22 protein-coding genes are annotated in these 23,022 nt (G+C 57.0%); 12 read left to right on the plus strand and 10 right to left on the minus strand.

The features are described from left to right. Positions 1-7: 7 nt before the first annotated feature. Positions 8-247, minus strand: coding sequence for a hypothetical protein (locus ACI77D_RS28265; RefSeq protein ID WP_407017973.1), 240 nt, complete (start codon positions 245-247; stop codon positions 8-10). A 1,620-nt stretch (positions 248-1,867) separates the two neighbouring features. On the opposite strand from ACI77D_RS28265, the gene ACI77D_RS28270 reads away from it, so the two are divergent. The 4 genes from ACI77D_RS28270 to ACI77D_RS28285 all read left to right on the plus strand — a co-directional run bounded on the left by ACI77D_RS28270 (position 1,868) and on the right by ACI77D_RS28285 (position 6,279). Beyond that, the gene (locus ACI77D_RS28270) at positions 1,868-3,427 is read left to right on the plus strand and encodes a methyl-accepting chemotaxis protein (RefSeq protein ID WP_407017986.1); all 1,560 of its coding nucleotides are present in this window, start codon (positions 1,868-1,870) and stop codon (positions 3,425-3,427) included. Positions 3,428-3,820: 393 nt separating this feature from the next. After that, complete coding sequence (locus tag ACI77D_RS28275) at positions 3,821-4,264, plus strand: hypothetical protein (RefSeq protein ID WP_262667366.1); 444 nt, start codon at positions 3,821-3,823, stop codon at positions 4,262-4,264. Next, the gene (locus ACI77D_RS28280; protein WP_262667367.1) at positions 4,261-4,512 is read left to right on the plus strand and encodes a hypothetical protein; all 252 of its coding nucleotides are present in this window, start codon (positions 4,261-4,263) and stop codon (positions 4,510-4,512) included. The genes ACI77D_RS28275 and ACI77D_RS28280 overlap by 4 nt, the downstream gene beginning before the upstream one ends. Before the next feature lie 774 nt (positions 4,513-5,286). Then, positions 5,287-6,279, plus strand: coding sequence for a hypothetical protein (locus ACI77D_RS28285; protein ID WP_407017974.1), 993 nt, complete (start codon positions 5,287-5,289; stop codon positions 6,277-6,279). 94 nt (positions 6,280-6,373) lie between these two features. Here ACI77D_RS28285 and ACI77D_RS28290 read toward each other — a convergent pair whose 3' ends face one another. Continuing rightward, on the minus strand, positions 6,374-8,224 hold the full coding sequence (locus ACI77D_RS28290) for a hypothetical protein (protein WP_407017975.1): 1,851 nt from the start codon (positions 8,222-8,224) through the stop codon (positions 6,374-6,376). 639 nt (positions 8,225-8,863) lie between these two features. Here ACI77D_RS28290 and ACI77D_RS28295 point away from each other — a divergent pair. Continuing rightward, on the plus strand, positions 8,864-9,229 hold the full coding sequence (locus tag ACI77D_RS28295; protein ID WP_407017976.1) for a DUF6124 family protein: 366 nt from the start codon (positions 8,864-8,866) through the stop codon (positions 9,227-9,229). Positions 9,230-9,375: 146 nt separating this feature from the next. Then, positions 9,376-9,597, plus strand: coding sequence for a hypothetical protein (locus ACI77D_RS28300; RefSeq protein WP_407017977.1), 222 nt, complete (start codon positions 9,376-9,378; stop codon positions 9,595-9,597). A gap of 101 nt (positions 9,598-9,698) precedes the next feature. On the opposite strand, the gene ACI77D_RS28305 is transcribed toward ACI77D_RS28300, so the two are convergent. Further along, entirely contained in the window at positions 9,699-10,886 is a 1,188-nt protein-coding gene (locus tag ACI77D_RS28305) for an MFS transporter (RefSeq protein ID WP_064451453.1), read from the minus strand. Positions 10,887-11,378: 492 nt separating this feature from the next. Here ACI77D_RS28305 and mqo point away from each other — a divergent pair, with 492 nt between their 5' ends. Continuing rightward, positions 11,379-13,034 carry a malate dehydrogenase (quinone) gene (gene mqo, locus ACI77D_RS28310; RefSeq protein WP_221294240.1) on the plus strand — a complete coding sequence of 552 codons (1,656 nt, stop codon included), beginning with the start codon at positions 11,379-11,381 and terminating at the stop codon, positions 13,032-13,034. Positions 13,035-13,100: 66 nt separating this feature from the next. Here mqo and ACI77D_RS28315 read toward each other — a convergent pair whose 3' ends face one another. Further along, a complete protein-coding gene (locus ACI77D_RS28315) occupies positions 13,101-13,766 on the minus strand; it encodes an NADPH-dependent F420 reductase (protein WP_407017978.1) in 666 nt (221 codons plus the stop codon). Positions 13,767-13,865: 99 nt separating this feature from the next. On the opposite strand from ACI77D_RS28315, the gene ACI77D_RS28320 reads away from it, so the two are divergent. Then, positions 13,866-14,762, plus strand: a complete 897-nt coding sequence (locus tag ACI77D_RS28320) for a LysR family transcriptional regulator (protein ID WP_407017979.1) — start codon at positions 13,866-13,868, stop codon at positions 14,760-14,762. A 4-nt stretch (positions 14,763-14,766) separates the two neighbouring features. Here the strand turns inward: ACI77D_RS28320 and ACI77D_RS28325 are convergent, their stop codons facing one another. Then, entirely contained in the window at positions 14,767-15,615 is an 849-nt protein-coding gene (locus ACI77D_RS28325) for a LysR family transcriptional regulator (protein WP_064451457.1), read from the minus strand. Positions 15,616-15,713: 98 nt separating this feature from the next. Here ACI77D_RS28325 and ACI77D_RS28330 point away from each other — a divergent pair, with 98 nt between their 5' ends. Together ACI77D_RS28330 and ACI77D_RS28335 are read left to right on the plus strand one after the other, a co-directional pair. After that, positions 15,714-16,613 carry a DMT family transporter gene (locus tag ACI77D_RS28330; protein ID WP_407017980.1) on the plus strand — a complete coding sequence of 300 codons (900 nt, stop codon included), beginning with the start codon at positions 15,714-15,716 and terminating at the stop codon, positions 16,611-16,613. 449 nt (positions 16,614-17,062) lie between these two features. Next, positions 17,063-17,392, plus strand: a complete 330-nt coding sequence (locus ACI77D_RS28335) for a YXWGXW repeat-containing protein (protein WP_128591954.1) — start codon at positions 17,063-17,065, stop codon at positions 17,390-17,392. 19 nt (positions 17,393-17,411) lie between these two features. Here ACI77D_RS28335 and ACI77D_RS28340 read toward each other — a convergent pair whose 3' ends face one another. The 3 genes from ACI77D_RS28340 to ACI77D_RS28350 all read right to left on the minus strand — a co-directional run bounded on the left by ACI77D_RS28340 (position 17,412) and on the right by ACI77D_RS28350 (position 18,507). Further along, positions 17,412-17,786, minus strand: coding sequence for a hypothetical protein (locus ACI77D_RS28340; RefSeq protein ID WP_064451459.1), 375 nt, complete (start codon positions 17,784-17,786; stop codon positions 17,412-17,414). Between the two features lie 71 nt (positions 17,787-17,857). Beyond that, positions 17,858-18,253, minus strand: a complete 396-nt coding sequence (locus ACI77D_RS28345; RefSeq protein ID WP_262667374.1) for a PIN domain-containing protein — start codon at positions 18,251-18,253, stop codon at positions 17,858-17,860. Further along, positions 18,250-18,507, minus strand: a complete 258-nt coding sequence (locus tag ACI77D_RS28350; protein WP_064451461.1) for an AbrB/MazE/SpoVT family DNA-binding domain-containing protein — start codon at positions 18,505-18,507, stop codon at positions 18,250-18,252. Before ACI77D_RS28350 ends, ACI77D_RS28345 begins: the two co-directional genes overlap by 4 nt. Positions 18,508-18,662: 155 nt before the next feature. Here ACI77D_RS28350 and ACI77D_RS28355 point away from each other — a divergent pair, with 155 nt between their 5' ends. Then, complete coding sequence (locus ACI77D_RS28355) at positions 18,663-19,055, plus strand: RidA family protein (RefSeq protein ID WP_064451462.1); 393 nt, start codon at positions 18,663-18,665, stop codon at positions 19,053-19,055. 4 nt (positions 19,056-19,059) lie between these two features. Here the strand turns inward: ACI77D_RS28355 and ppnN are convergent, their stop codons facing one another. Together ppnN and ACI77D_RS28365 are read right to left on the minus strand one after the other, a co-directional pair. Beyond that, a complete protein-coding gene (ppnN, locus tag ACI77D_RS28360) occupies positions 19,060-20,433 on the minus strand; it encodes a nucleotide 5'-monophosphate nucleosidase PpnN (RefSeq protein WP_064451463.1) in 1,374 nt (457 codons plus the stop codon). Positions 20,434-20,582: 149 nt separating this feature from the next. Further along, positions 20,583-21,407 (minus strand): aspartyl/asparaginyl beta-hydroxylase domain-containing protein, encoded by an 825-nt coding sequence (locus tag ACI77D_RS28365; protein ID WP_053255076.1) that lies wholly within the window; start codon positions 21,405-21,407, stop codon positions 20,583-20,585. A gap of 275 nt (positions 21,408-21,682) precedes the next feature. Here ACI77D_RS28365 and fabV point away from each other — a divergent pair, with 275 nt between their 5' ends. After that, the gene (gene fabV, locus ACI77D_RS28370) at positions 21,683-22,876 is read left to right on the plus strand and encodes an enoyl-ACP reductase FabV (RefSeq protein WP_407017981.1); all 1,194 of its coding nucleotides are present in this window, start codon (positions 21,683-21,685) and stop codon (positions 22,874-22,876) included. Positions 22,877-23,022: the final 146 nt, after the last annotated feature.

The raw sequence follows: 23,022 nt of genomic DNA on the forward strand, positions 1-23,022 counted from the left end.
CGGCCCCCTATTCGCTGCAAGCCTCATCTAAGAGCGCTTCCACGGCATAGGCCAATGCTCCATCCGCTTGTTCCAGAAAATCGCTTAATTCATAGCGGTCAATTGATCCCGCCCTGTGTAGTACATGGGCCTCCCGGATCAGAGCCTTGTGATGTGTTGCGGGGTTTCGCAACAACTCAGCCTGATCCTGCAGGAGCGCGAGCCAGGCGCCCTTTGTTGTTGCTGGGGGGTTGGGGTTGGTAATCATGCCGATGGCTCCACAATATACTGTATATACAGACAGTATATGTGCACTCCCTGCAGCATGTGCGAGAGATCCGACGGGATGTCACGTCTGTAGAGGAAAATTCTCCGCGCCAAAAAAAACTGTCCGAAAAAGCACTTATCCCCCTCCCGCCGACGGGCTTTGTGTTCCTTTTTTGTGCGACCGCGGAGTGGGTGAAAACGGTATCTCCGCCTAGGCCCGCTGCGGGGTTTGGGGGATGTTTGGCAACTGCACAAAGTGCAAGGCTTTGCAAAAGAGTGCAGCGGCTTTGCATAAGTGTCACGGGGGGGCAGGGTGGTGGTCGTGCTGGTGAGGTGCCCGGGTTACGGGAGCTATGGTTGTGAAAACCTGCTGCAGGCGGTGTTTTCGTTTCCGTGACCGTTCATATCACGGGCGAACGAGCCACTGCCGACCCTCGCGGCTGGATAGCTGTGGAGCCTAGTTGGTAAGGGTTTCCGGCATTCTAAGGCATTGCACAGCATCACCAGCAATTCCGTGCCGTCCGTGCTGACCGAGAGTGTATGGCGAAAGCGCCAAAACCGCTGGCGCATGTCTATTTTTCAGACGTGGGGCGGGAAAAGGGTAATTTTAGTAAGTGGTCGATCGAAGCTGGCTGGAAGCCTTATAGAACGTGGCTTTCACGCATTACCTCAGAGGGTAATTTAAGGTAAGGGTGAGGGTAATATTTTGATCATGCCCCCATTTTACGGGGTTTGGTAGCGGGTGGGGATTACTACCACTAAAGGTAATTTTATAACCATTAACTTACCTTATTGTTACCTCTATAAAATTGTATCAACTACCTGATTTCATTAGCTTTTAGTCGTGATTTGATAACGCATTACCAAAATTACCTTTTTCCCATGCCTCAACATAAATCGGCTCGGATGGTATTTTTGCCCTCTCGCAGCAACCTGGTCCGCAGACCCATGGGACAGCCATGGGACAGATCTGGGCCGATTTTCAAGAGGTCGACTAGGCTGCAGCCCTTGTAAACCGGGCACTATCATAATGAAAGTGGCTTGGCGGGTAGTTTCGAATCTCTCCTTCACCGCCACATTTAGTAAACACAAACCCCTGATTTTTCTAGAGAAAATCGGGGGTTTGTGGTTTTTGACGTCCAAAAAATAGCCCAATGGGACCGTCATGGGACAGATGCACTGCTTTGGTGCGAAAACTGCTGCTGTTGAGCACCTCAAAAAGAGGTTGGATGAGTGACGTCACAAAAGGGCAGTTGAACGACTAACTAAATATTAGGTTGCTAAGTAACTCCCCTGGTGCCGACGCCAAGTATCAATAGTCCTTTAGATGAATTTTTTCTGTCAGTGCGTACTTTGGCATGTCGTTGAATGAGCCTGGAGGGGCGTGGTGAGCGTAGAGACGTTATAAGTAGTGGCTAAATGATATCAATGTGCGCAACTTTTTTTCTACTCAAAAAAATGCTTTTCCCCATTCAGAAAATCCTGCAGTGGCCGAAAACTTGGCTATACCTAAGCAATACATTTGACCATTTTCGCAGAGACTAGGACGGCATAAATGAATCTCAGGAACCTGAACGTCGCACCACGTGCATCGTTATTTTTTGCAACAATCATTTTACTTATGCTTGTGCTCGGATTGGTCGCTGTCCTGCAGATGGGAAAGTTACGAGACGTTGAGAGAGATGTTGAAATCAACTGGATGGCTAGCATTCGCCAGACTGCCTTGATGAATTCTGACGTACTGACACTCCGACTTGAAAGCTTGAGAGCTGTGACCACGGAAGATGCAGAAGTTCGTCAAAGTACGCTTTCTTCCTTTGAAAAAAACCGCTCGAAATTGACCGCGGCGTTGAAAGATTACCAGGCGTTAATTGCGAGCGATCGTGAACGAGAGCTATACACGTCAGTAGTAAAAGTTGCAGACGCATATTCTAAGCAACTAGATATCTTAGATCCGTTGATGAACGGGCACGAAAACGCTAAAGCGATCGATCTCATTAATACCGGTATCAGGGCCCTTACCAATCAGCTCCAGGAAGAAATTGGAGCTCTGGCTGCCTTCAACGATGAAGGTGCTGCAGCTGCAGGGCGAGCGGCGTCCAATATTTACTCGACGGGCTTGTGGCTGGTTATTTGCCTTATTGCTGGCGCTGTTCTGGTCACCGTAGGCATGTCGTTATTACTCATAAAAAGCATCACAACTCCAATTGGTCAAGCTTTGCTGGTAGCCGAGCGCATTGCCGGCAGCGATCTTTCCAAATCGGTAGTTGTTAGCGGGAGTGATGAAGCTGGACGCCTTTTGAAAGCCCTGGCCCAGATGCAGGAGAACTTGCGCGACACAATTGTGCAAATCACCGATTCCTCCAGTCAGTTGGCATCTGCCGCTGAGGAAATGTCTGCCGTTACCGAGGAGTCGAGCAAAGGTATGGTCTCGCAGAACGATGAAGTCAATCAGGCAGCCACTGCGGTGACCGAAATGAGTGCCGCTGTTGATGAGGTGGCGCGGAATGCTGAATCGGCATCTGAAGAGTCGAAGCGCACACAGGAATTTACACAGACAGGGAAGGATCGCGTTGCGCAGACGCTGACGTCCATTCAGTCTCTTACCGGCAGTGTGGTCAGCACCAGTGATCAGGTTGTGGCTTTATCCGATCGGGCACAAGAGATCAGTAAGGTTGTCGAGGTGATTCGCGCTATTGCGGAACAGACAAACCTGCTTGCGCTAAATGCCGCAATCGAAGCTGCGCGTGCTGGCGAACAAGGCCGTGGCTTCGCCGTGGTAGCCGATGAGGTTAGGGCGTTGGCGCATCGCACTCAGCAATCCACGCAAGAGATTGAGCAGATGATTTCTGCCATTCAATCTGACTCAAGACACGCAGTTGAAGCCATGGGTTTGAGTAAAGAACAGGCTATGCAATCGTTGGTAGTGGCACAGGAAGCCAGTGCTTCGCTCGATCAGATTGCAAGTGCCATTGTGCTTATTAACGAGAGGAATCTGCTTATCGCTACCGCTTCTGAGGAGCAGGCGCACGTGGCCCGAGAAGTTGATCGCAATCTGGTAAGCATCCGTGAGCTCTCCATCCAAAGCGCAGCCGGAGCGAGCCAAACGGCCAGTGCTAGCAACGAGATGAGTAATTTAGCGGTAGCTATGAAGCGCTTGGTGGACCGCTTCGTAGTTTAGTACTCCAGTGGGCTTCACACTTCAAATGACCTTTCATCTGATTCGGGCTTCGGCTGGATGATAACTGTCAGGCAGATCAAACGCAGAGTGCGGATAAACATGCGTTACCAATAACGCCGCTTATGTTCAAAAAGCCCCCACACCTGCGCCAGGTGTGGGGGCTTTTTTGTACCCTGGCGGAAACCAAACCCCACTGGTGTGGTATGCCAGAACCGACTACATTGGATTTAGGCACACATCGCTACTGACGCGCCATGGATGCGACTTCATTTACGTTCATCAGGTGTTTCCTCGTCAGCTGGATTACAAGATACCAATTGAGGCGCAGGCCAGCGCCGAGTGAGGTTATGGATGACAATTGATCGAGACATAGCGTCAGCCTTGGATGAGAGCGTGACCGCAGATTTTGCTCTGGGGCTCTGGAACGACCGCTGGCTGATGTGCGACGAAGAAGTCCGTTGCAGCTACTGCCTGGCCTCGCAACTGCCCAGTAATGCGGATACTCCGCTGATCCATTGTGAAGGCTGTGAACTGAGCCATGAAAATTTCCCATTGCGCGATTTGCGCATGATTTTGCGAGGCCCTAGCGGGCCTGTTAACGGGAGCAGTGTGTTTTCGACGAACGGGGTCAGTCTGATCCGCACAAGGTTGGCCAACCTTCTGGCAGCTTTGGTTTGTTGTGACGATATACACGCGCTGGCGTTGCACCAAGAACGTCTGGAAGGCTTTTTGGAAGGCGTTGAGGCTGCAAGTGTTCTGACTTCAGACATCCTCAAAGCGCTCTATATCGCGATAGAGGTAGCAGCCGCGAAGCGCCGCCAGGAGTTGAAATTATGATCGGCGTGTCCATCCAGTCGGACACCCTGATAGCCTTGGTTAGCCAGCACGCGGTCCGGGAGGCGGTGGTGGGCAGGATGGTCCACGATAACAGCAAATGGACCCTTTCCATCCGCCTGGGTGGGCCCACTGCTCGTTTGATTGCGGTGCGCTCCCGGCGTGAACCGTGGCGCACCTGGGCGAGTTTGACGGCTGTTGGTCGCTTCGCCGAGTCTATCGGCCTGACTCGATTCAGTGTCGAGCTGTGATCGGCGAAAGCTTCAGGGCCAACTGTTCATCGGATATTAGCGTCAGAACGTTTTATCTTGAATTTTTCGCTCGATAATTGAGCCCAGTTCTCGAATTGGGTACTCGGCACGCATACGGAGTGCCTTACAACCTCGCTCATGCCTAAATGATGTGGAGTCGGCGAAGTGTTGGATAAACCCACAGTAACGGCAGCTAACCAAGGTGCCGTCGAGTCGCCAGTGTTTATTCCAAATTTGGAGCGGAAAGTAGGTCATTGGCATTGCATTGCCCGTCTATGGGTTAGGTGCGCACTCCATGTGCTTGGTAGCGGTGGACTATCACCATCGGCTCAGGTTTCCGCTATCCATGGAATATCTCAATTTTGGTTGGGCTTGGAAAGCAATTCGAATGACTTCTTTTGGCCGATTGCCGCCTGTCGTGATGGGTAGGGCGTCACTGCTTGGAGGTGGTGTTGGTACAAAAGTGGTACGCAGCTCTCAGGTCGGCTGTGCAGAGCAATAAATACATGGCCTACAGGATTAGTAGTTCCAATCCATCATCGGTGCGACACGGGAGTGATAAGGTGATCCTGGGAATAATCCTGATGCTGTAAGAAATTTCCCCGCTTTGGATAACGTCGCGGATCTCAAGGAGATCATTGTGCCGTATATCGTGGTCTGACCCCGATATCCCCCGATAGCCCCCAGAAATTCGGTCGGCGCAGGACCCGGAGTTGCAACCGGGTGACCGTTTTCTAATGCAAGCCACTACAAGTAGACAGGGATGCCGTCACCATGAACAAAGGCTTCTACCATGCAGACAAGCGCCTGCACCTCAGCCCTTCGTACTCGCTGGCACCAGGCCTGGTAAAAGTCTGTGGCGTCGTGGTGCTCAAGGAGTCGCGATTATCCCCGGTGAATGGCTTGCCCTGTGCGGGGTACTCGATACGAATCGAGGAAAGTTACCGCAACAGTGTCGACAAGGACGAATGGAGGACGGTATTTACCGACGTACAATGCAGCAATTTTGCCCTTAAAGATGCCCACGGCACTGTGGATATCTTGGCTGCGGGCATTGATCTGTTCTCAGGCCAGGTGCCAGAACCGGAGGACTATCGATACATAGCGGGGGAGGGACACCGCCAGCAGGGCGAGGTTCTCTTGAGCGAAGGTCTGGAGGTACTCGTGATTGGCACCGCGATCCAGCGTGACGGCAAAACCGTGATTGCCCGGGGCGAGCAAACCGATACGGTGTTCGGCGTAGAACGGCTGCGCAATGTGAACAACTACCGTATTGCTGTCCCGGCGTGGCGAGCCCTTGGTTTGTGTGGCGTCTTGGTGGCGTTGTTCAGCCTTGCGCTGCAGGTCATTGATCCAGCGCACTGGGCCCAGTGGCAGTTGCCCAGCCGCGATACGTTCCAGCAGATGAGCGCATTGGGGCCGTTCTACGAATGGGTGGCTTTTTTGTATCAGCGCCAGGGTTCGTCGCTGCCGTTGATGGCTGCTTTCGGTTGGACGGGAATGGTTTTATTGCTAATGGGGGCCGCCCGGTTGCTGCTCTATCGAGACATTCAAAAGGTGGTGCAGCCCATACTCATCGCCTGGTGGGGGGTGGGTAGCATCGGTGGCGCTCTGGTGACCTGGGCACTCGTGGTTCTTGAGTTCGATCCATTCAAGATCTTTTTGATCTGGCTGAGTGTGATCATCGTTACCCTGGGCTTTTCGATCACCCAACAACGGGCATTTCGGGCGATGGTAGCAAGCATCCTCAAAAGCGAATCACCCTAAGGAAACTCTGCGCGAAACCCTCTGATGGTGCGACGTGATAGCGTATATCGTGGTCTGACCCCGATATCCTGACCCCGATATCCCTCATACATTGTCAATGTTCGAGTTCTAGGATTGCCGGGGCAACATGCGAACTCCAACGACTCAGCAGTGGTAGGCAAGTAATGTGATACATCAACCAGCATGCATAGACACATAAAGGGTTGTAGCAATCGCTTGCAGACAGTTTGCCATGTGCCATTTCATGCCTTAGCATGGGGCCTCCTTTTAGGTTGAAAAGAAGGTGGAGCATGTATGTGATGTCGACGCCCAGCCTGGCCTCCAAAGCTTTTCTTTGGTTGGAATATAGCTGGCTGAGAGATTGATCTTCCTGTGTCAGATCAATGTTGAGCTTTGCTGTGTTTGATCCGTCATTCGCTAAAATGAAACGCAGTGAGTTCTCAAGTTGTGGAATAAGTAAGTGAGCAGCTGAGACCATATCCCCTTGAATAAGGCGAGCAAACCCTAGCGCAAATACGAGCTCGTGGCCATATGGGACAAAAGCACTTTGTGAAACTACAGGTATCAAATGTCGTTCGTCTATTTGCTGATGGCGACACATGGCCTGGCATGCGGCCCTGATGTTTCCTTCTGAGGCAACATGACAGTTAAAGCTGACATCTACCAGGCTTTCATGATCGAACCAGGTCTCCGGTGGAGTAACTCCCAACGGTGCTGACGGAGAGTTGGCAATGATCTTTCCTTGCGAATCAGCGAAAGTTTTACCTGCCATTGAAGAAAAGAAGTAACGGTCTCTTCTGGATAGGCAGCTTTTATGTAGTGCTACCTTTTGGGGCGGTTTATCTATTAGCGCGAGTCGGAATAGCATTTCGTGAACTTCAAGGCTCTCAAACTTTTCCTGAGTGAGCTTCCGTATGTCTGAGAGATCAAGTGGCATGCTGAATTCGGCTAGGTCATCTAAGGACTCTTCTTCGAGAATCTGTAGCTCAGCTTTCAGCTTTACAATTTCTTCAGCCATTCCTTTGATGGAGCGGTATTCGCCGATTGCTAATTTAGTCCAATACGCTTTTGCTGACGACTGACTAACGCTGTCTCTCATTCGCAAGGTTTGATCAACTGCAGAAACTTTGCATTGCTTCGCGGACTCTTTATCACCAAGATTGGTATAAGCCTGGGCTGCAAGTCCCCATATTTTTTTTACTGCTTCGGCATATTGTGTAGTGCTGTTCGCTAATGCTAAGGACTCAGCTTCGCTTGCTATTACACTCCAGTCAGTCAGGCGATAGCTTTGTAGGATGAGCGATAATTCGTAAAATGCGATTAAATTGCTGTTCTCTTTTGCTGTTTCGTGAGCTAGAGATAATATATTCTTGGCTATCTGCGGTATCTCATTTTTCTTGCCTGTTGAGGCGTATATTGAAAATGCTCTCTCAATCAGGTTGGTGATTTTTGCTGGTACTTTGAAGTCGGACTCATATTCATGGAGGAGTTTCTTGTCGAAAAAATCTTGTACTGCCACTAGATAGGACTCAGCGGCCAGCATCGCCACCTCGTGCAGTTTTCTGTTCATATACCAGCAGCTGTCCGCAATTCTGGCTCGTAGCAAGGGGTGGTCAAACTTTTCAACTATATCCACCAGAACATCTTGCTGCTCACCTACAAAATCACTAGGGATCAGGGTTCGCTGCCCATCCATTATAAGCTGGGGTGTGAACGTATCCGGTCTATCAGGGTTAAAGTGATAGCTGCAAATTACGGCCAGAACTTTGTAGGCCCTAACTGCTGCCCCATCCTCACGAGCCTCCGCCTCCTGAGAAGCCTTCAGAAAAGTACGCTCCAGGGTATGAAAGTGTAAGGAGTTGCTGAGCGCCAAGATCGAGGACGGATCGATATGCTCGAAGTCATCCAGAGTCGCCACATCCATCAGTGGCTGTTTCTCTTCCATTTCTCTCTCTAACACGTCCTTGGCCCTCCGGCATTTTGGTGTACTCAGCTTATCTCATATCACGATGATGGCCAGGCTCATGGGCATGCTCGGCCCGTATAAGAATGGGTAGTGCCAGTCGGTAGTGCCAGGACTGCTGGAGTCGAGTGATCGGTCTGTCCAGTCAGCATCAGTCCAGCCGGATGGGAGGTGGAGAAGAGATGTAGCGATGGTGTGCGTGCGATTGCACAGCTATTACACACGACATGATCTGCAAGCCACGGAAAACTTGCTTATGCAGTCCAATCCATCTTCGGGACGACTCACATTGTATGGAGTGATCTCGGGAACTGGTTAAACTCCACTGAGAAACTTCCCACACTTTTCTCAGCTTGCCCCTCAGACCACCCCTAGCTAACCTCCTCCAGCCGCTGCCAATCCAGCGGCCGGATGTGGAAGTCCGTCCAAGCTGAAGGCGCTCAATTGCCCATAAACACCTACCGGCGTTTTTTTACGTCTGTATGATTGCTTATGGCGGCTGTGCGCGGGGCACTTCGGTGCGCCGGGTCCTTTAGCCCTGGTCTTCCACACCTGCGTACAGCTGCCACCCTCATGTGGAAGTGAGTTTGGTAGTTCCTGGAATTCTAAAGGAGCTTCGCCATGTACAAGGTCACACCGAATCCGCCTCATGCCTCAAATGCTGAACCCGCTGATGCCAAGCTTCAAGCTGCAGCACAGCGCGCTATTCATCATTACCTGCCCCCATCTGACGACACCGCCACCTCCGACCACGCAACCAATAACCTATTCCTAGTCAGCCCCAACATCGACACCGAAACCCTCCTAGCCAACGCCGCCGAAAACCTCGATTCAGCCAACCAAATGGCCGCCACCCTGGCCTTCGATCTCGACGAACCCCACCGCGCCATCATCCTCGGCATTCAACAACTCATAGACCTAAGCGCGCTGCTCGTCGCCCGCGCCCAAGAGCAAGTCGCCCCAGCCGCCAGCCCAGCCACCGCCTGACCCCAAACCCCGCCGCCTTACCCCAGGGCGGCAACCTGAACCCATGCTGTCACCCCGCTAAATTTCATAATCCCCAGTGCCTTTGAGGTCTACGATCCTCTTCAAGAGAGGACCCCCGCGCCTCCAGCCCATAGGGAACTGAAAACATGATCTCGAACCTGGTTAAAGTCGTGATGATTGCTGGCACGTTGCTGTTGGGCGCTTGTTCGACGGGGTCGCCGGGCGGGAGTGGTGACCCTTGTTTTTCGGGGGGATGCCAGGCGTTTGGGGACCATAGCCCGAGCAAGGCGGCCAAGATGAGTTTTGGCGGCAGTGGGTTGGGGAGTAGTTATGGGGAGTATGGGTCGGGGTTGTTGCATGATGATTGAGGCAGTGATGGTCAGTCAGTTGTGTGGTGACTGACCTACTGCTATCGGGAGCAAGCCCCCCTCCCACATTTGCTCTGTGGTGGGGGAGGAGGTGTGTGTGATTAGTGGCCGCCCTTCATGCGGCGGGCGATGAGGTAGATGCCCAGGCCGGCCAGCGCTGTTGCGGCGCCGATGTAGCCGGTGCTGGTCCAGCCGTAACCCGCCGTAATCGCCATGCCGCCAAACCACGGCCCCAGCGCGTTCGCCAGGTTGAATGCCGCATGGTTGGACGCTGCCGCCAGGCTCGGGGCTTCGTGGGCGATGTCCATCAGGCGGATCTGCAGCGGTGCGGCCAACGCCACCATGGTGCCGACCAGGCCCATGCTCAGTAGCACGCCCCATAGCGACGATGCCGCGAAGGGGAAGAACAGCAGCACGGCTATCGACCACACCAGGATCAAGCCCACCGCGCGGAACTGCATGCGGTCGAACAGCTTGCCGCCGGCAATGTTGCCGATGATGCCGCCGACGCCAAAGGCGGCGAGGCCGAAGGGAATCCATTGTGGCGAGACTTTGGTCACTTCGAGCATGGTCGGGGCGAGGTAGCTGAACACGCAGAACATCCCGGCAAACCCAACTGCGCCAATCGACAGCGCCATCCACACCTGCGGTTTGGTGAAGGCACGCAGTTCTTTGCGTGGGTCGCTGCGCGGTTCGTCGCGGCGGTCGGGGACGAATTGCCAGACCAAGAAGAGGGTGCACACGGCGATGGCGCTGACCAGCGCGAATGCCGAGCGCCAGCCCAGGTGTTGGCCGAGGAAGGTGGCGATGGGGTTGCCGAGCAGCATGGCGAGGGTCAGGCCCATCATCACGCGGGCCACGGCGCCGGCGCGTTTGTCGTTGGGCACCATGCTGGAGGCGACGACGGCGGCGATGCCGAAGTAGGCGCCGTGGGGCAGGCCGCTGATAAAGCGGAAGGCCACCAGCGAGCCGAAGGTCGGGGTGAAGGCGGTGGCGAGGTTGCCCAGCGCGTACAGGCCCATCAGCAATAACAGCATGTGTTTGCGCAGCAGCTTGGCGCCGAGGATGGCCAGCAGCGGGGCGCCGACCATCACGCCCAGCGCGTAGGCGCTGATGGCGTGGCCGACTTGCGGTTCACTCAAATTCAAATTGTGGGCGATGTCGGGCATCAGGCCCATGATGGCGAATTCGCCGGTGCCGATCGCGAAGGCGCCCACGGCCATGGCAGCTTCCATTTTGGCGGCGCTGCGCGCGGGCAGTACGTGCCCGGGTGTTTGCTGGATAGTCATGGGTAACTCTGTGTGGGTGAAGTGCACGAAGGACCGCCGCCGATGCTACGCAAGCAGCGGCGAAGGTGTCTAGAACAGCCTTGAACGCGAGAGTTCCACCCGATTGCTACCCTGTGACCCCACGTCGCGCTCGCTCGGCTTGACAGGGGCGGGGAAAAGTCCTGTTTTAGTGCTGTCAATTGGCCAAACGACGCATAAACGCTGTTCAGCGTGATATTCTGCGCGCCGTCTTGGTCTAGTCTTTCCCCGGTGCGTACACCCGTATACGTCCCGGCGGTTGGCTGTTGCCCAGGTAGCTGAAGCCAATAATGATAAGAAGTCAGCGCAGAAGGGACATAAAAGTGAGGTCGATACGTCGGCCTTGTGTGCCCACCCTGCGGTCCTTATGTGAATGTGCAAACCCCCGCGGTGCGCTGCCTGGCGCGGCGTGATAGAGGGTTGCCCATGCTCAGGGGCAGTGGGGCGGATGGCGTTTTATCATAGGTGCTACTGATGTTTAAAAAAGTAAACACTGCCCTGCTGGGGCTGGCTTTGTCGATGGGGATCACCTCCGTGCACGCGGAAGAGGCAAAGAAAGTCGATGTGCTGCTGATCGGCGGCGGCATCATGAGTGCGACCCTGGGTGTATGGCTCAATGAGCTGCAGCCGGACTGGTCGATGGAGATGGTCGAGCGCCTTGATGGTGTGGCCGAAGAAAGCTCCAACGGCTGGAACAACGCCGGTACCGGTCACTCGGCCCTGGCTGAGCTGAACTACACCCCGGAAGACAAGAACGGCAACGTTGAGATCCCGAAAGCGGTCGAGATCAACGAAGCGTTCCAAATCTCCCGTCAATTCTGGTCCTGGCAGGTCCAGCAGGGCGTGCTGAAGAACCCGCGTTCGTTCATCAACTCCACACCGCACATGAGCTTCGTGTGGGGCGATGACAACATCAAGTTCCTCAAAAAACGCTACGAAGCCCTGCAAGCGAGCCCGCTGTTCGCCGGTATGCAGTACTCCGAAGACCCGGCGCAGATCGCCAAGTGGGTTCCGCTGATGATGGAAGGGCGTGACCCGAACCAGAAAATCGCGGCCACCTGGACCCCGATCGGCACCGACGTGAACTTCGGCGAGATCACCCGCCAGTTCGTTGCTCACCTGCAAACCACGCCGAAGTTCGACCTGAAACTGTCGAGCGAAGTGCAGGACATCACCCGTAACGCCGACGGTTCGTGGCGTGTGAGCTACAAAAACCTGAAAGACGGCACCAAGACCGAAACCGACGCCAAGTTCGTGTTCATCGGCGCGGGCGGCGGTGCACTGCACCTGCTGCAAAAGTCGGGCATTCCTGAAGCCAAGGACTACGCTGCCTTCCCGGTCGGCGGTTCGTTCCTGGTGACCGATAACCCGGCCATCGCCGAGCAGCACATGGCCAAGGCCTACGGTAAGGCTTCGGTTGGCGCACCACCGATGTCGGTGCCGCACCTGGACACCCGCGTGCTGGATGGCAAGCGCGTGATTCTGTTTGGCCCATTCGCGACCTTCTCGACCAAGTTCCTGAAAGAAGGCTCGTACCTGGACCTGCTGACCAGCACCACTACCCACAACATCTGGCCAATGACCCGCGTCGGTGTGCGTGAATACCCACTGGTCGAGTACCTTGCTGGCCAACTGATGCTGTCGGATGACGACCGCTACAACGCCCTGAAAGAGTACTTCCCGAACGCCAAGAAAGAAGACTGGCGCCTGTGGCAAGCCGGTCAGCGCGTGCAGATCATCAAGCGTGACGAAGAGCAGGGCGGCGTCCTGAAACTCGGCACCGAAGTGGTCAGCTCCGCCGACAACTCCATTGCAGGCCTGTTGGGTGCATCGCCAGGCGCGTCCACCGCGGCTCCGATCATGCTGACCGTGCTGCAAAAGATCTTCAAGGACAAGGTGGCGACCCCTGAGTGGCAGGCAAAGCTGCACCAGATCGTACCGAGCTACGGCACCAAGCTGAACGACAGTCCTGAGGCTGTTGCCAAGGAATGGGCCTACACGGCCGGCGTCCTGCAACTGACCCCACCGCCTGCGATTCCGCAGTTGACTGCACCAAAGGCGACCCAGGCCACCGAGGCTGCCAAGCCTGCGGCTGAGCCGAGCAAGCCGGCGTCTGACCTGGCGCTGTAAGCCAAGCCTGATGTTAAAAAGCCCGCTGAACCGGTAACGGTCAGCGGGCTTTTTGTCTGCAGGTGTTCAGGCGCGAACGCGCTCGACCGCAGGCAGTTCAACCGTGCGTTCGGCCGCGGCCAGCGCCGCTTTTAAACCTGCTTGGTCCAGTGGCACGCAATAGGCGGGTTTCGCCCGTTCAAAGCGCCAGCTTTCATCCAGCCCACCGGCGTCCACGGCGTCGAAACCGAGTTCGTCGAGCAGGCGGATGACGTGCGCTTTTGCCGTGGCGTCATCGGCGGCCACCGGCAGTGCACGGCGGTCGGGTGCGCCATGGGGGCGGGCGTCTTGCGTCAGGTCCGGCGCAAAGATCGCATTGAACACTTTCACCACGTGTGAATGCGGTAAGCGCTCGGCGAGCAGCCGGCTGGTGGTGGTTTCAAAGCGGTCCAGCACCGGGATATGTCCATCGCGGTTGGGGTAGTAATTGTTCGCGTCCAGCACCGTTTTGCCTTCCAACCACTGCGCGGGCACGCTGCGGTAGTGCTCCAGGGGAATCGCCACCAGCACCACGTCGCCAAATTGGGCGGCGTCTTCAGCGCTGCCCACCTGGACGCCCAGTATGCCGCTGAGCACGCTGCTCATGGTTTGCGGGCCCCGAGAGTTGCTCAACATCACTTCATGCCCGGCAGCCAGTGCGAGCTGTGCCACGGCACGTCCGATAAAACCTGCTCCAATCACGCCGATCTTCATGGCCTTGCTCCTCGTAAATCGTAGAGCGGCTATGATGATTGGCAACCAACTGGCGATAAATGCGCGTTTTGGTTTGGGTGTTGTTACTGGGAGTAGGGAATGATGGACCGCCTTTCTAGCATGAATGCCTTTGTGGTGGCCGCCGAGTTGGGCTCTTACGCACGTGCCGCCGAGCGCTTGGGCCTGTCGGCGCAGATGGTGGCCAAACATGTTGCCGCGCTGGAGCAACGGCTCGGTGCCCGTTTGCTCAACCGCACCACGCGTCGGCAAAGCCTGACCGAGCTGGGGCACGCGTACTACGAGCGTTGCAAACATATCCTGACGGAAGCCGAGGCTGCCGATTCACTGGCCCAGATCATGAACGACACACCGCGCGGCAAGCTGAAAATCACCGCCCCGGTCACCTTCGGCTCCTACAGCCTAATGCCGCTGATTACTGCCTTTTTGCGCGACAACCCGGACGTGGAAATCGACCTGCACCTGACGGATCGTTTCGTTGACCTGGTGGAGGAAGGCTATGAGGCGGCCTTCCGGATCGGCCCTCTGGGCACCACTGGCTTGACGGCCCGGCCGCTGGCGCCTTATCGGCTGGTGGTCTGCGCAGCGCCGGCTTACCTCGCGGCGCGGGGCACACCGCAACTGCCGGCGGACCTTGAACAGCATGAATGCCTGGGCTACGCCTTCTGGTCACGCCCGGCGGATCGCGAGTGGGTCTTCCACCAAGGCGCGACGCCTTACAAGGTGCAGGTGGCCAGCCGTCTTCAAATCAATGAAAGCAGGGCGTTGATGTCGGCGGCACTGGATGGGTTCGGCATCGTTCTCGGCCCCGAAGACTTCCTGCGCACCGCGTTGGCCAAAGGCGAATTGATACGCGTGCTGCCGGCGTTTGAGGCACCCAGCCGATCCATGCACCTGGTTTACACGGCCAACCGGCAGCGCACCGCCAAGTTGCGACGATTTGTCGAGGCGGTGCTGGCGCGCTTCGGCGCGGCGTGAGGGTTTAGAGGTGGAAGCCGTGTTTAACCTGCTCGTACAGGTGTAAGGCCAATGCATTGCTGCTATCGCACAGCAGGTACAGATGATGCACCGGCAGCGCTGGCAACTCGAACCCTGCAATCACTTGCGTCAGCCCTTTGCCCATGCGGCTCTCCTCGATCAAACCCACCGCCACGCCGCTGCGGATACAGGCCTCGACCGCCGTGGAGTTGGGGCTCTCCAGCAAGACCCGGTGGTAAATCCCGTGATCTTTCAACGTCTGCAACGCCGCCGCACGGTACGGGCAGCCGGCGACCGGCACCGTAATTGGCAGCGCCGTATTCGGCGGGCAACTGAAGCCCTCGGCCGCCACCCACAGCGGCTGAACCGGCCCCAGACGTTCGCCCTGGGCCAACGGCTGTGCGCTGACGGTGATGGCCAGGTCGAGCTGGTTGGCCATAAACCTATTCAGCAGTTCACCGCTGGTGCGCGCTTCGACTTCCAGCTCGAGCAGCGGGTTGTCAGCGATTAACCGGGGTAGGAACTCCTGCATAAACGCCGGGGCATAGGTGTCGGGAATGCCCAGGCGGATTTTGCCCTGCATGCGCTGCGGCATCAGCGCAATCAGCAGGCGGTCGTGGCTCTTGAGAAACTCGGTGGTTTCGCCCAGGAGCTTCTTGCCGTACAGGGTCAGCTCGACGCCCTGGTTGCTGCGGCTGAACAGGCGTTGACCGATTTGGTCTTCGAGCTTTTGAATCTGAGTGGTCACGGTCGACGCGCTGCGGTGCACATGCTCGGCCGCTTCGTTGAAGCGCCGGAAGCGCGCCACGGCGTGGAAGGTGCGCAGCAGGTCGATGTTCAGTTGTTTGGCCATGATTCCACTATTGCGAATTGGTTATGCTAGTAATTCAAATATACAGAAGCATGCGCGGCCCTTAGCCTTTCAGTCAATGCACATTGACGGGAGGCTTCATGACGCGATCAACCTTGAAGAGACTGCTGTTGCAGGTGGCGTTTGTGCTGTCGTGGAGCTCCGGCTATATCGGCGCCAAGCTGGGTACGCAGGGCGGCGGGGCGTTCAACTTGCTGTTCTGGCGTTTTCTGTTGGTCGCGGTGTGTCTGGGACTGTTTTTGAATGTGAGGTTGCTGAGGGTTTCATGGGCGCAAATCCGCCACTACGCCATCATCGGTTTTCTATCGCAGTTTCTGTACCTGAGTTGCCTCTACGTCGCGATCCAAAATGGCCTGCCGCCCGGCATTGCCGCGATTATCGCGGCGCTGCAACCGTTGATGACGGCGGCGCTGTCGACGGGCAGTGCGACCGAGCGCAGTGGCGGTTGGCAGTGGATCGGGCTGATGATCAGTTTTGCCGGGGTGTCCATCGTGATTGCCGGGCAGTACGGCAGTGGCGGGCAGGGCATCGGCCTGGTCATGTATCTGTTGCCACTGGCAGCTGCGCTGGGGCTGACGCTGGCGACTTTGTATGAGCGCCGCACCGTCCATCGCCATGACGCGGGTCTGGTGTTGCCGCTGTTCATTCAGTCGCTGCTGACCTTGATCGGCTTTGCCGGTGCTGTGCTGTTTACCGATACGTTGAGTATTCCTCACGACCCGGACGTGCTGATTTCAATTGTCTGGCTGACGGTGTTTTCCACCTTCATCGCCTATTTGAGCCTGTGGATGTTGTTGCGGGTCATGACGGCGACCCACGTTGCGGCGCTGGTCTATCTGGAGCCACCGGTCACTCTGGTGTGGGCGGCGCTGATGTTTGGCGACGTGATCCATGCATCGACCTACGCCGGCATTGCTGTGGTAGTCGCCGGGCTGATTCTGGTACGCCTGAAGCAACCGACCGTCGCGTGCGCTTCTTGAGGCCAGCAGGTTCAGCAACCCGACAGATATCACCTGCTAAAAAAGAACCCAAGCCGAAGCAGGAGCGCGGCTCAAACACAGGAGCATTTTTGATTTGTGCAGACGTTGGGCCGCACGGCCCGAGGGTTTTATATGTGGCTACGTTATGCAGCATTGGTGGCGGTAGTGGTCGGGGTGTCGGAGTTGTGTGCAATCGTCTGCGTGGCATGAGTGCGGGCCGGTGCAACTCACGTTCGTTGCCTAGCTGGGCCTGTGGAGGTTGTTCGCGGGGTTGCTAGTGGCGCGCCTGAAGCGACCGACCGTCGCGTCTGCCTCTTGAGGCCTGCGGGTTCAGCAATCCGACAGACATCACCTGTTAAAAAGAACCCAGGGCCAAGCAGGAGCGAAGCTGCAACAAGGGGGCATTTTTTCTGGTGCAAGTGCTGGGCGTTAGCGCCCGAGGATTTTGTATGTTGCTACGTTATGCGGCATTGGCGGCGGTAGTCGTCGCGGCGTCCGGGTGTGTGCAAGAGCGCGTCGTGCATGAGCGTGGGCCGGTACAACGTGAGTATGTTGAAGTGGTTGCGCCACAACCGCCGCCGGTCCAGGTCATCGAAGTCGAGCCGGCTGCGCGCTACGGCTATGTATGGTCACGCGGTTACTGGCGTTGGCAAGGCGGGCGATACGTTGCTGTGCACGGCCATTGGGAGCAGGTGCGCGAAGGTTATCGCTATGTGCACCCGCACTGGGTTCAGCGTAATGACGGCTACCATTGGCAGGGCGGTGGTTGGGTTCGCTGAGCCCAGTCCGAAACAACGCCTAGATCGGCTTCTGGGTGCCCAGCAGCCGTACCTCCCGCAACAGCGCGGCACCGAGTTGCTCGGTGCCGAGTTCCTTGTAGCCCACGGCCTTGATCTCGCCGTTCTCTTCCGCCTGGATGATGATCACCGGCGTTTCCTTGCCCGTGGCTTCGTCCACGTGCAGTGCGTACTGGGGAATAGCCAGCTTGATCGGCGTGCCTGCCGCCTTGCCTTGTACATTGATCAGAAACGCCGCACAGCCGGTGTCGACATCCACGCTGGTGGCGGAGCGGCCGCTGACGAAGCAGGTTTTCGGCAGGTCGGGCCAGGCGATGGTGTCGGCCAGGACGAGGGTCGGCGCGAGGGCCAAGGCAGCGAGAAGAAGCGTGCGCACGTGGGTCTTTCTCTCGATCAAGGGTAGAAGCGGTTTTTACCAAAGCCGGTCATTTGCCGCAACGCTGCCGTTCAGGCCAACCGTTTCATTCCGGTTGCTTTGCCTGCGGTAATGTCAAAGGTCGCGGTGTATTCACAGCCTGCTGCATGGGCGCAGCGTTCTATCAGGTAGTCGGCAAACTCGGCTTTGCCCGCAGTGAATCGTCGGAGTGCCTGCCAGATGATCTCGGCATGTTCGACGGTCAATTCACGGGTTCGCAGCAGCGTTTCCAGCACGGTTACCACGTCACTCTTGGCCGATTGGTAGCAGCTTTGTAAAACCCATACCAATTCCACCACGGACACCAGGCTGACAAAACCCGGCGAAACGCTGGTGAGCGATTCGATCAGCGCCGAGGCCTTGGGTGATTGAACCGGATCATCCTGGGTGACATAGCGCACCAACACATTGGTATCCAGCCCGATCATCCCGCGTTTGCTCCCTGTGCGGCGATGGCGTGGTTCATGTCTTCAATCGACACGGCATTGGCAGGCTTGCGGATAAGGCCCTTGAGGTCCAGCACGGTTTTGCTCGCGGCAATGATGGAAAACTTGCCGTCTTCCGTTTCGACAAATTCAACCCGGTCGCCTGTTTCCAGGCCGAGCGCCGTGCGGACCTGGACAGGAATGGTGATTTGCCCTTTTGAGGTGAGTGTGGCGGTTGCCATAGTGAAGATCTCCATCGTGATATTCCTTACCGTAGGGTAAGGGGTGATGAAGGACAAGATCCGTTGGTCCATAGGTCGCTCTACTGGTGGGAGTGGATGGGAACAGGTAAAACCCTAGCCCCAAGTCTGCGTTTTCACCCGGGGTCCTCAGCCCCAAAGAGATACAAGCTATGACTGATCGCCGCCTCATCATTCCGCCCGCCATGCAACCCATTGTCGAGCGCGCCGGCTACGTGCCTGCGGTAAAAGTTGGCAACACTCTTTACTGCGCGGGCCAGGTCGGCCGCACGCCGGAACTGGCCGTGATTGAAGATCCCGAGGCGCAATTCGTCGCCGCCTGGCAGAACCTGCGGCAGGTATTGGAGGAGGGCGGTTGCAGCTTCGACGATGTGGTAGACATGACCACGTATCACGTGAACATGAGCCAGCACATGGCGGTTTTTCGCGAGGTGAAAAACCGCCTGTTTCCACGCGGGCATTGCGCCTGGACCACGATCGGGGTGTCCGAACTGGCACACCCCGGCCTGCTGGTGGAAATCAAATGTGTGGCGGTGCAGCGCTAGACGCTTACTGAACCACGCGATAGCACGGCACATACGCCGCGCCGCCCGGCAATTTCATGCGGTGTTGGGCGACAAACGCCTGCAGCAGCTCGTCCAGCGGTTTCATGATGGCCGGGTCGCCGTGGATCTCATACGGCCCGTGCTGTTCGATCAGGCGAATGCCCTTGTCCTTGACGTTGCCGGCCACAATCCCCGAGAACGCGCGGCGCAGGTTGGCCGCCAGTTCGTGGGGCGGCAGCGTAAGGCTCAGTTGCAGGCCGGCCATGTTTTCGTGAGTCGGGTCGAACGGGCGCTGGAAGCCTTCGTCGATCTTGAGCAGCCAGTTGAAGTGGAACGCGTCGTTGCGCTCGCGGCGGAACTGTTTCACGGCCTTGAGCCCGGCGGTCATCTGGCGGGCCACTTCGGCCGGGTCGTCGATGATGATCTGGTAGTGCGCCTGCGCCGCTTCGCCGAGGGTGGCGCCGACGAACGCATGCAGTTGTTGCAGGTACGGCGCTGCGTGCTTGGGCCCGGTGAGGATGACCGGGAACGGCACATCGCGGTTGTCCGGGTGCATCAGGATGCCCAGCAGGTACAGGAACTCTTCGGCCGTGCCGGCGCCGCCCGGGAAGATGATGATGCCGTGGCCGACGCGCACGAAGGCTTCCAGGCGTTTTTCGATGTCCGGCAGGATCACCAGTTCGTTAACGATGGGGTTCGGGGCTTCGGCCGCGATGATGCCCGGCTCGGTCAGACCCAGGTAGCGCCCGCCGGTAATGCGTTGTTTGGCGTGGGAAATGGTCGCGCCTTTCATCGGACCTTTCATCACGCCGGGGCCGCAGCCGGTGCACACGTCGAGGCTGCGCAGGCCCAGTTCGTGGCCGACTTTCTTGGTGTATTTGTATTCTTCGGTATTGATCGAGTGCCCGCCCCAGCACACCACGATTTTCGGCTCGACGCCCGGACGCAACGTGCGGGCGTTGCGCAGCAGGTGGAATACGTAGTCGGTGATGCCTTGGGAGTCGCTCAGGTCGATGCGCTGGCTGCCCAGCTCGTTCTCGGTGTAGACGATGTCGCGCAGGGCGCTGAACAGCATTTCGCGGGTGCTGGCGATCATTTCGCCATCGACGAACGCGTCGGCCGGTGCATTCAACAGTTCCAGGCGCACGCCGCGGTCCTGCTGATGGATGCGCACTTCAAAGTCTTGATAAGCGTCGAGGATGGTCTTGGCGTTGTCGATATGCGCGCCGGTGTTGAGGATGGCCAGGGCGCATTGGCGGAACAGCGTGTAGATGCTGCCGGTTCCGGCTTCACTCAGTTGCTGGACTTCACGTTGGGACAGGGTTTCGAGGCTGCCCTTGGGGCTGACGGAGGCATTGATGACTTGACGTTGGGGCATTCTGATTCCTTGAAAACACAGCCACCGCACCCGCCATGGGCGGCGGTGGCTGGAGAATGGTGAGCGCCGAACTCGGTCGCACGAGACGGTTAGTCTGGCAGGCATGGGGCCATGCGCAAACTCCGTCCAGCACCATCATGCCGCAGAACTTACTGAATCAGCTTCCAGTTTTTGTAGAAAACCCGACGCAGGGTAAAGACCAGCCCGGCAAAGCCCGAGATCACGGCATTGAGCACTGACGGCAGCAAGGTCGGACGAACGATGTCAATGAACAGGCAGTAACGTTTTGCGTCGTTCTTGTTGAAGGACGCATGCATCAGCGTGTCATCGAAGATAAACAGCGGGTCGTCGTGCCAGTAGTGCTTGTGCTTGCCCACCTGGATGTAAACACCCTCATGGTGAGGCGCCGGCGCCATGTTGTAGAGCACGCGGAACATCATGCGCAGCGGGCCGAAGTGGAAGGACGTCGAGCGGTTTTCGTTGAACACCGACACGCCGATGGTCTTCACAAATGGCAGTTTCTTGCGCAGTTGCGGGATGTCCAGGGTGGTTTCAATCGGGCGGCCGTACCATTGGAAGAACAACATGCCGCGTTTTTTCTCGGCCATGCGCTCGTCCAGGTAGCTGATGATTTCATCCTTGTTGGCCATGGCGTCGTCGATCACCTGTTGCAGGTCTTCACGCCAGGCCGGCGGCAGATCGCGCATGGTGTAGACGTGGCGGTTGCGCAGGCTCAGCAGGTCGAACAGGGTGTTGAACGGCGCCAATATCCAGGTATTGCGGCCATTGCCCACGAAGTACTTCTTGATGGTGTCGCGGTCATACAGACCGTTGCGCAGAAAGTCATAGATGCCGCAGAACAGTACCAGCAGCAGAAATACCAGGCTGGTGCGTGGGAAGCAGTAGATGAACAGCAGAACGCCGAGAACCCAGGCGACTGAGACCAGTTTTTTTTGAACAGCACTTTTACTCATGAAGCGAGGCTCCGGACCGGAAACAAGGCGAAACAATCCCGCCATGATAGTGGGTTATCACCGTGCTGGGCGTTTTAAATATTGCGAATTTGTGAAGGCCCGACACAGTTCTTAACCCCACGGTGCGGCGTGCATCGGGTTTTGTTGATTGGATTTTGTAAACAGAAGATTTGCGTCTATCGTGACGCTTCGGTTTTTCGGACGTCATAGACCGGTACGATTGAAGTTGAATGGCCACCATTGGCCTTCGGCACCTTGGAAGAGGCAGAAATTTTATGATCATCAAACCGCGGGTTCGTGGCTTTATCTGTGTGACCGCTCACCCTGTTGGCTGTGAAGCGAACGTCAAGGAACAGATCGACTACGTAACCAAGCATGGCGCCATTGAAGGCGGCCCGAAGAAGGTGCTGGTCCTCGGCGCTTCCACCGGTTACGGCCTGGCCGCGCGCATCAGTGCTGCGTTTGGCTGCGGCGCCGACACCCTGGGTGTGTTTTTTGAGAAAGAAGGCGAAGAAGGCAAGCTGAGCTCCGCCGGCTGGTACAACAGCGCGGCGTTCGAGAAGTTTGCCGTCGAAAAAGGCCTGTACGCCAAGAGCATCAACGGCGACGCGTTTTCCGACGAGATCAAGCGCCTGACCATCGAAACCATCAAGAAAGACCTGGGCAAGATCGACCTGGTCGTTTACAGCCTGGCCGCGCCACGCCGTACCGACCCGCAAGGCGTGGTGCACACCTCCACCCTCAAGCCGATCGGCAAGGCCGTGACCTTGCGCGGTATCAACACCGATAAAGGCGTGGTGGTCGACACCACCCTCGAGCCTGCGACCCAGGAAGAAATCGACGGCACCGTGAAAGTCATGGGTGGCGAAGACTGGCAGCTGTGGATCGACGCCCTGCGTGATGCGGACGTGTTGGCCGAAGGCGCCAAGACCACCGCGTTCACCTACCTGGGCGAGAAGCTGACCCAGGACATCTACTGGAACGGCTCGATCGGCGAAGCCAAGAAAGACCTGGACAAGAAAGTCCTGACCCTGCGCGACAACCTCGCTGCACTCAAGGGCGATGCCCGTGTGTCGGTGCTCAAGGCCGTGGTCACCCAGGCGAGCTCGGCGATCCCGATCATGCCGCTGTACCTGTCGCTGCTGTTCAAAGTGATGAAAGAGCAGGGCACCCACGAAGGCTGCATCGAGCAGGTCTACGGCTTGTTCAAGGACAGCCTGTACGGCAAGGGGCCGAAGCTGGACGCCGACGGCCGCCTGCGCGCCGACCTGGCCGAGCTGGAACCTAAAGTCCAGGACGCCGTGGCGGCGCTGTGGAACCAGGTGACCGACGATAACGTCAACGAGATCAGCGATTTCGCCGGCTACAAGGCTGAATTCCTGCGCTTGTTCGGCTTTGAAATCGACGGCGTGGACTACGAAGCCGATGTGAACCCGACCGTGAAGATCAAGGGCTTAGTCCAAGCCTAAACACGGTCAAAAAAATGTGAGAGCGGGCCTGTGTGGGAGCCGGGCTTGCCCGCGATAGCATCGCCGCGGTGTAACGGATACACCGTGGTGACTGCATCGCAGGCAAGCCAGCTCCCACACCAGCCGCTCCCACATTTGCCTATGTG

It is taken from the genome of Pseudomonas sp. O39, assembly GCF_045447295.1.
GTDB classification, from domain to species: domain Bacteria; phylum Pseudomonadota; class Gammaproteobacteria; order Pseudomonadales; family Pseudomonadaceae; genus Aquipseudomonas; species Aquipseudomonas antarctica_A.

Coding starts and splice junctions, on each gene's coding strand:
- ACI77D_RS28355 (WP_064451462.1), top strand. CDS start 18,663: ATGACTGATCGCCGCCTCATCATTCCGCCCGCCATGCAACCCATTGTC.
- ACI77D_RS28320 (WP_407017979.1), top strand. CDS start 13,866: ATGATGGACCGCCTTTCTAGCATGAATGCCTTTGTGGTGGCCGCCGAG.
- mqo (WP_221294240.1), top strand. CDS start 11,379: ATGTTTAAAAAAGTAAACACTGCCCTGCTGGGGCTGGCTTTGTCGATG.
- ACI77D_RS28265 (WP_407017973.1), bottom strand. CDS start 247: ATGATTACCAACCCCAACCCCCCAGCAACAACAAAGGGCGCCTGGCTC.
- ACI77D_RS28270 (WP_407017986.1), top strand. CDS start 1,868: ATGCTTGTGCTCGGATTGGTCGCTGTCCTGCAGATGGGAAAGTTACGA.
- ACI77D_RS28280 (WP_262667367.1), top strand. CDS start 4,261: ATGATCGGCGTGTCCATCCAGTCGGACACCCTGATAGCCTTGGTTAGC.
- ACI77D_RS28365 (WP_053255076.1), bottom strand. CDS start 21,407: ATGAGTAAAAGTGCTGTTCAAAAAAAACTGGTCTCAGTCGCCTGGGTT.
- ACI77D_RS28330 (WP_407017980.1), top strand. CDS start 15,714: ATGACGCGATCAACCTTGAAGAGACTGCTGTTGCAGGTGGCGTTTGTG.
- ACI77D_RS28305 (WP_064451453.1), bottom strand. CDS start 10,886: ATGACTATCCAGCAAACACCCGGGCACGTACTGCCCGCGCGCAGCGCC.
- ACI77D_RS28350 (WP_064451461.1), bottom strand. CDS start 18,507: ATGGAGATCTTCACTATGGCAACCGCCACACTCACCTCAAAAGGGCAA.
- ACI77D_RS28335 (WP_128591954.1), top strand. CDS start 17,063: ATGTTGCTACGTTATGCGGCATTGGCGGCGGTAGTCGTCGCGGCGTCC.
- ACI77D_RS28345 (WP_262667374.1), bottom strand. CDS start 18,253: ATGATCGGGCTGGATACCAATGTGTTGGTGCGCTATGTCACCCAGGAT.
- ACI77D_RS28325 (WP_064451457.1), bottom strand. CDS start 15,615: ATGGCCAAACAACTGAACATCGACCTGCTGCGCACCTTCCACGCCGTG.
- fabV (WP_407017981.1), top strand. CDS start 21,683: ATGATCATCAAACCGCGGGTTCGTGGCTTTATCTGTGTGACCGCTCAC.
- ACI77D_RS28285 (WP_407017974.1), top strand. CDS start 5,287: ATGAACAAAGGCTTCTACCATGCAGACAAGCGCCTGCACCTCAGCCCT.
- ACI77D_RS28290 (WP_407017975.1), bottom strand. CDS start 8,224: ATGGAAGAGAAACAGCCACTGATGGATGTGGCGACTCTGGATGACTTC.
- ACI77D_RS28295 (WP_407017976.1), top strand. CDS start 8,864: ATGTACAAGGTCACACCGAATCCGCCTCATGCCTCAAATGCTGAACCC.
- ACI77D_RS28315 (WP_407017978.1), bottom strand. CDS start 13,766: ATGAAGATCGGCGTGATTGGAGCAGGTTTTATCGGACGTGCCGTGGCA.
- ACI77D_RS28300 (WP_407017977.1), top strand. CDS start 9,376: ATGATCTCGAACCTGGTTAAAGTCGTGATGATTGCTGGCACGTTGCTG.
- ppnN (WP_064451463.1), bottom strand. CDS start 20,433: ATGCCCCAACGTCAAGTCATCAATGCCTCCGTCAGCCCCAAGGGCAGC.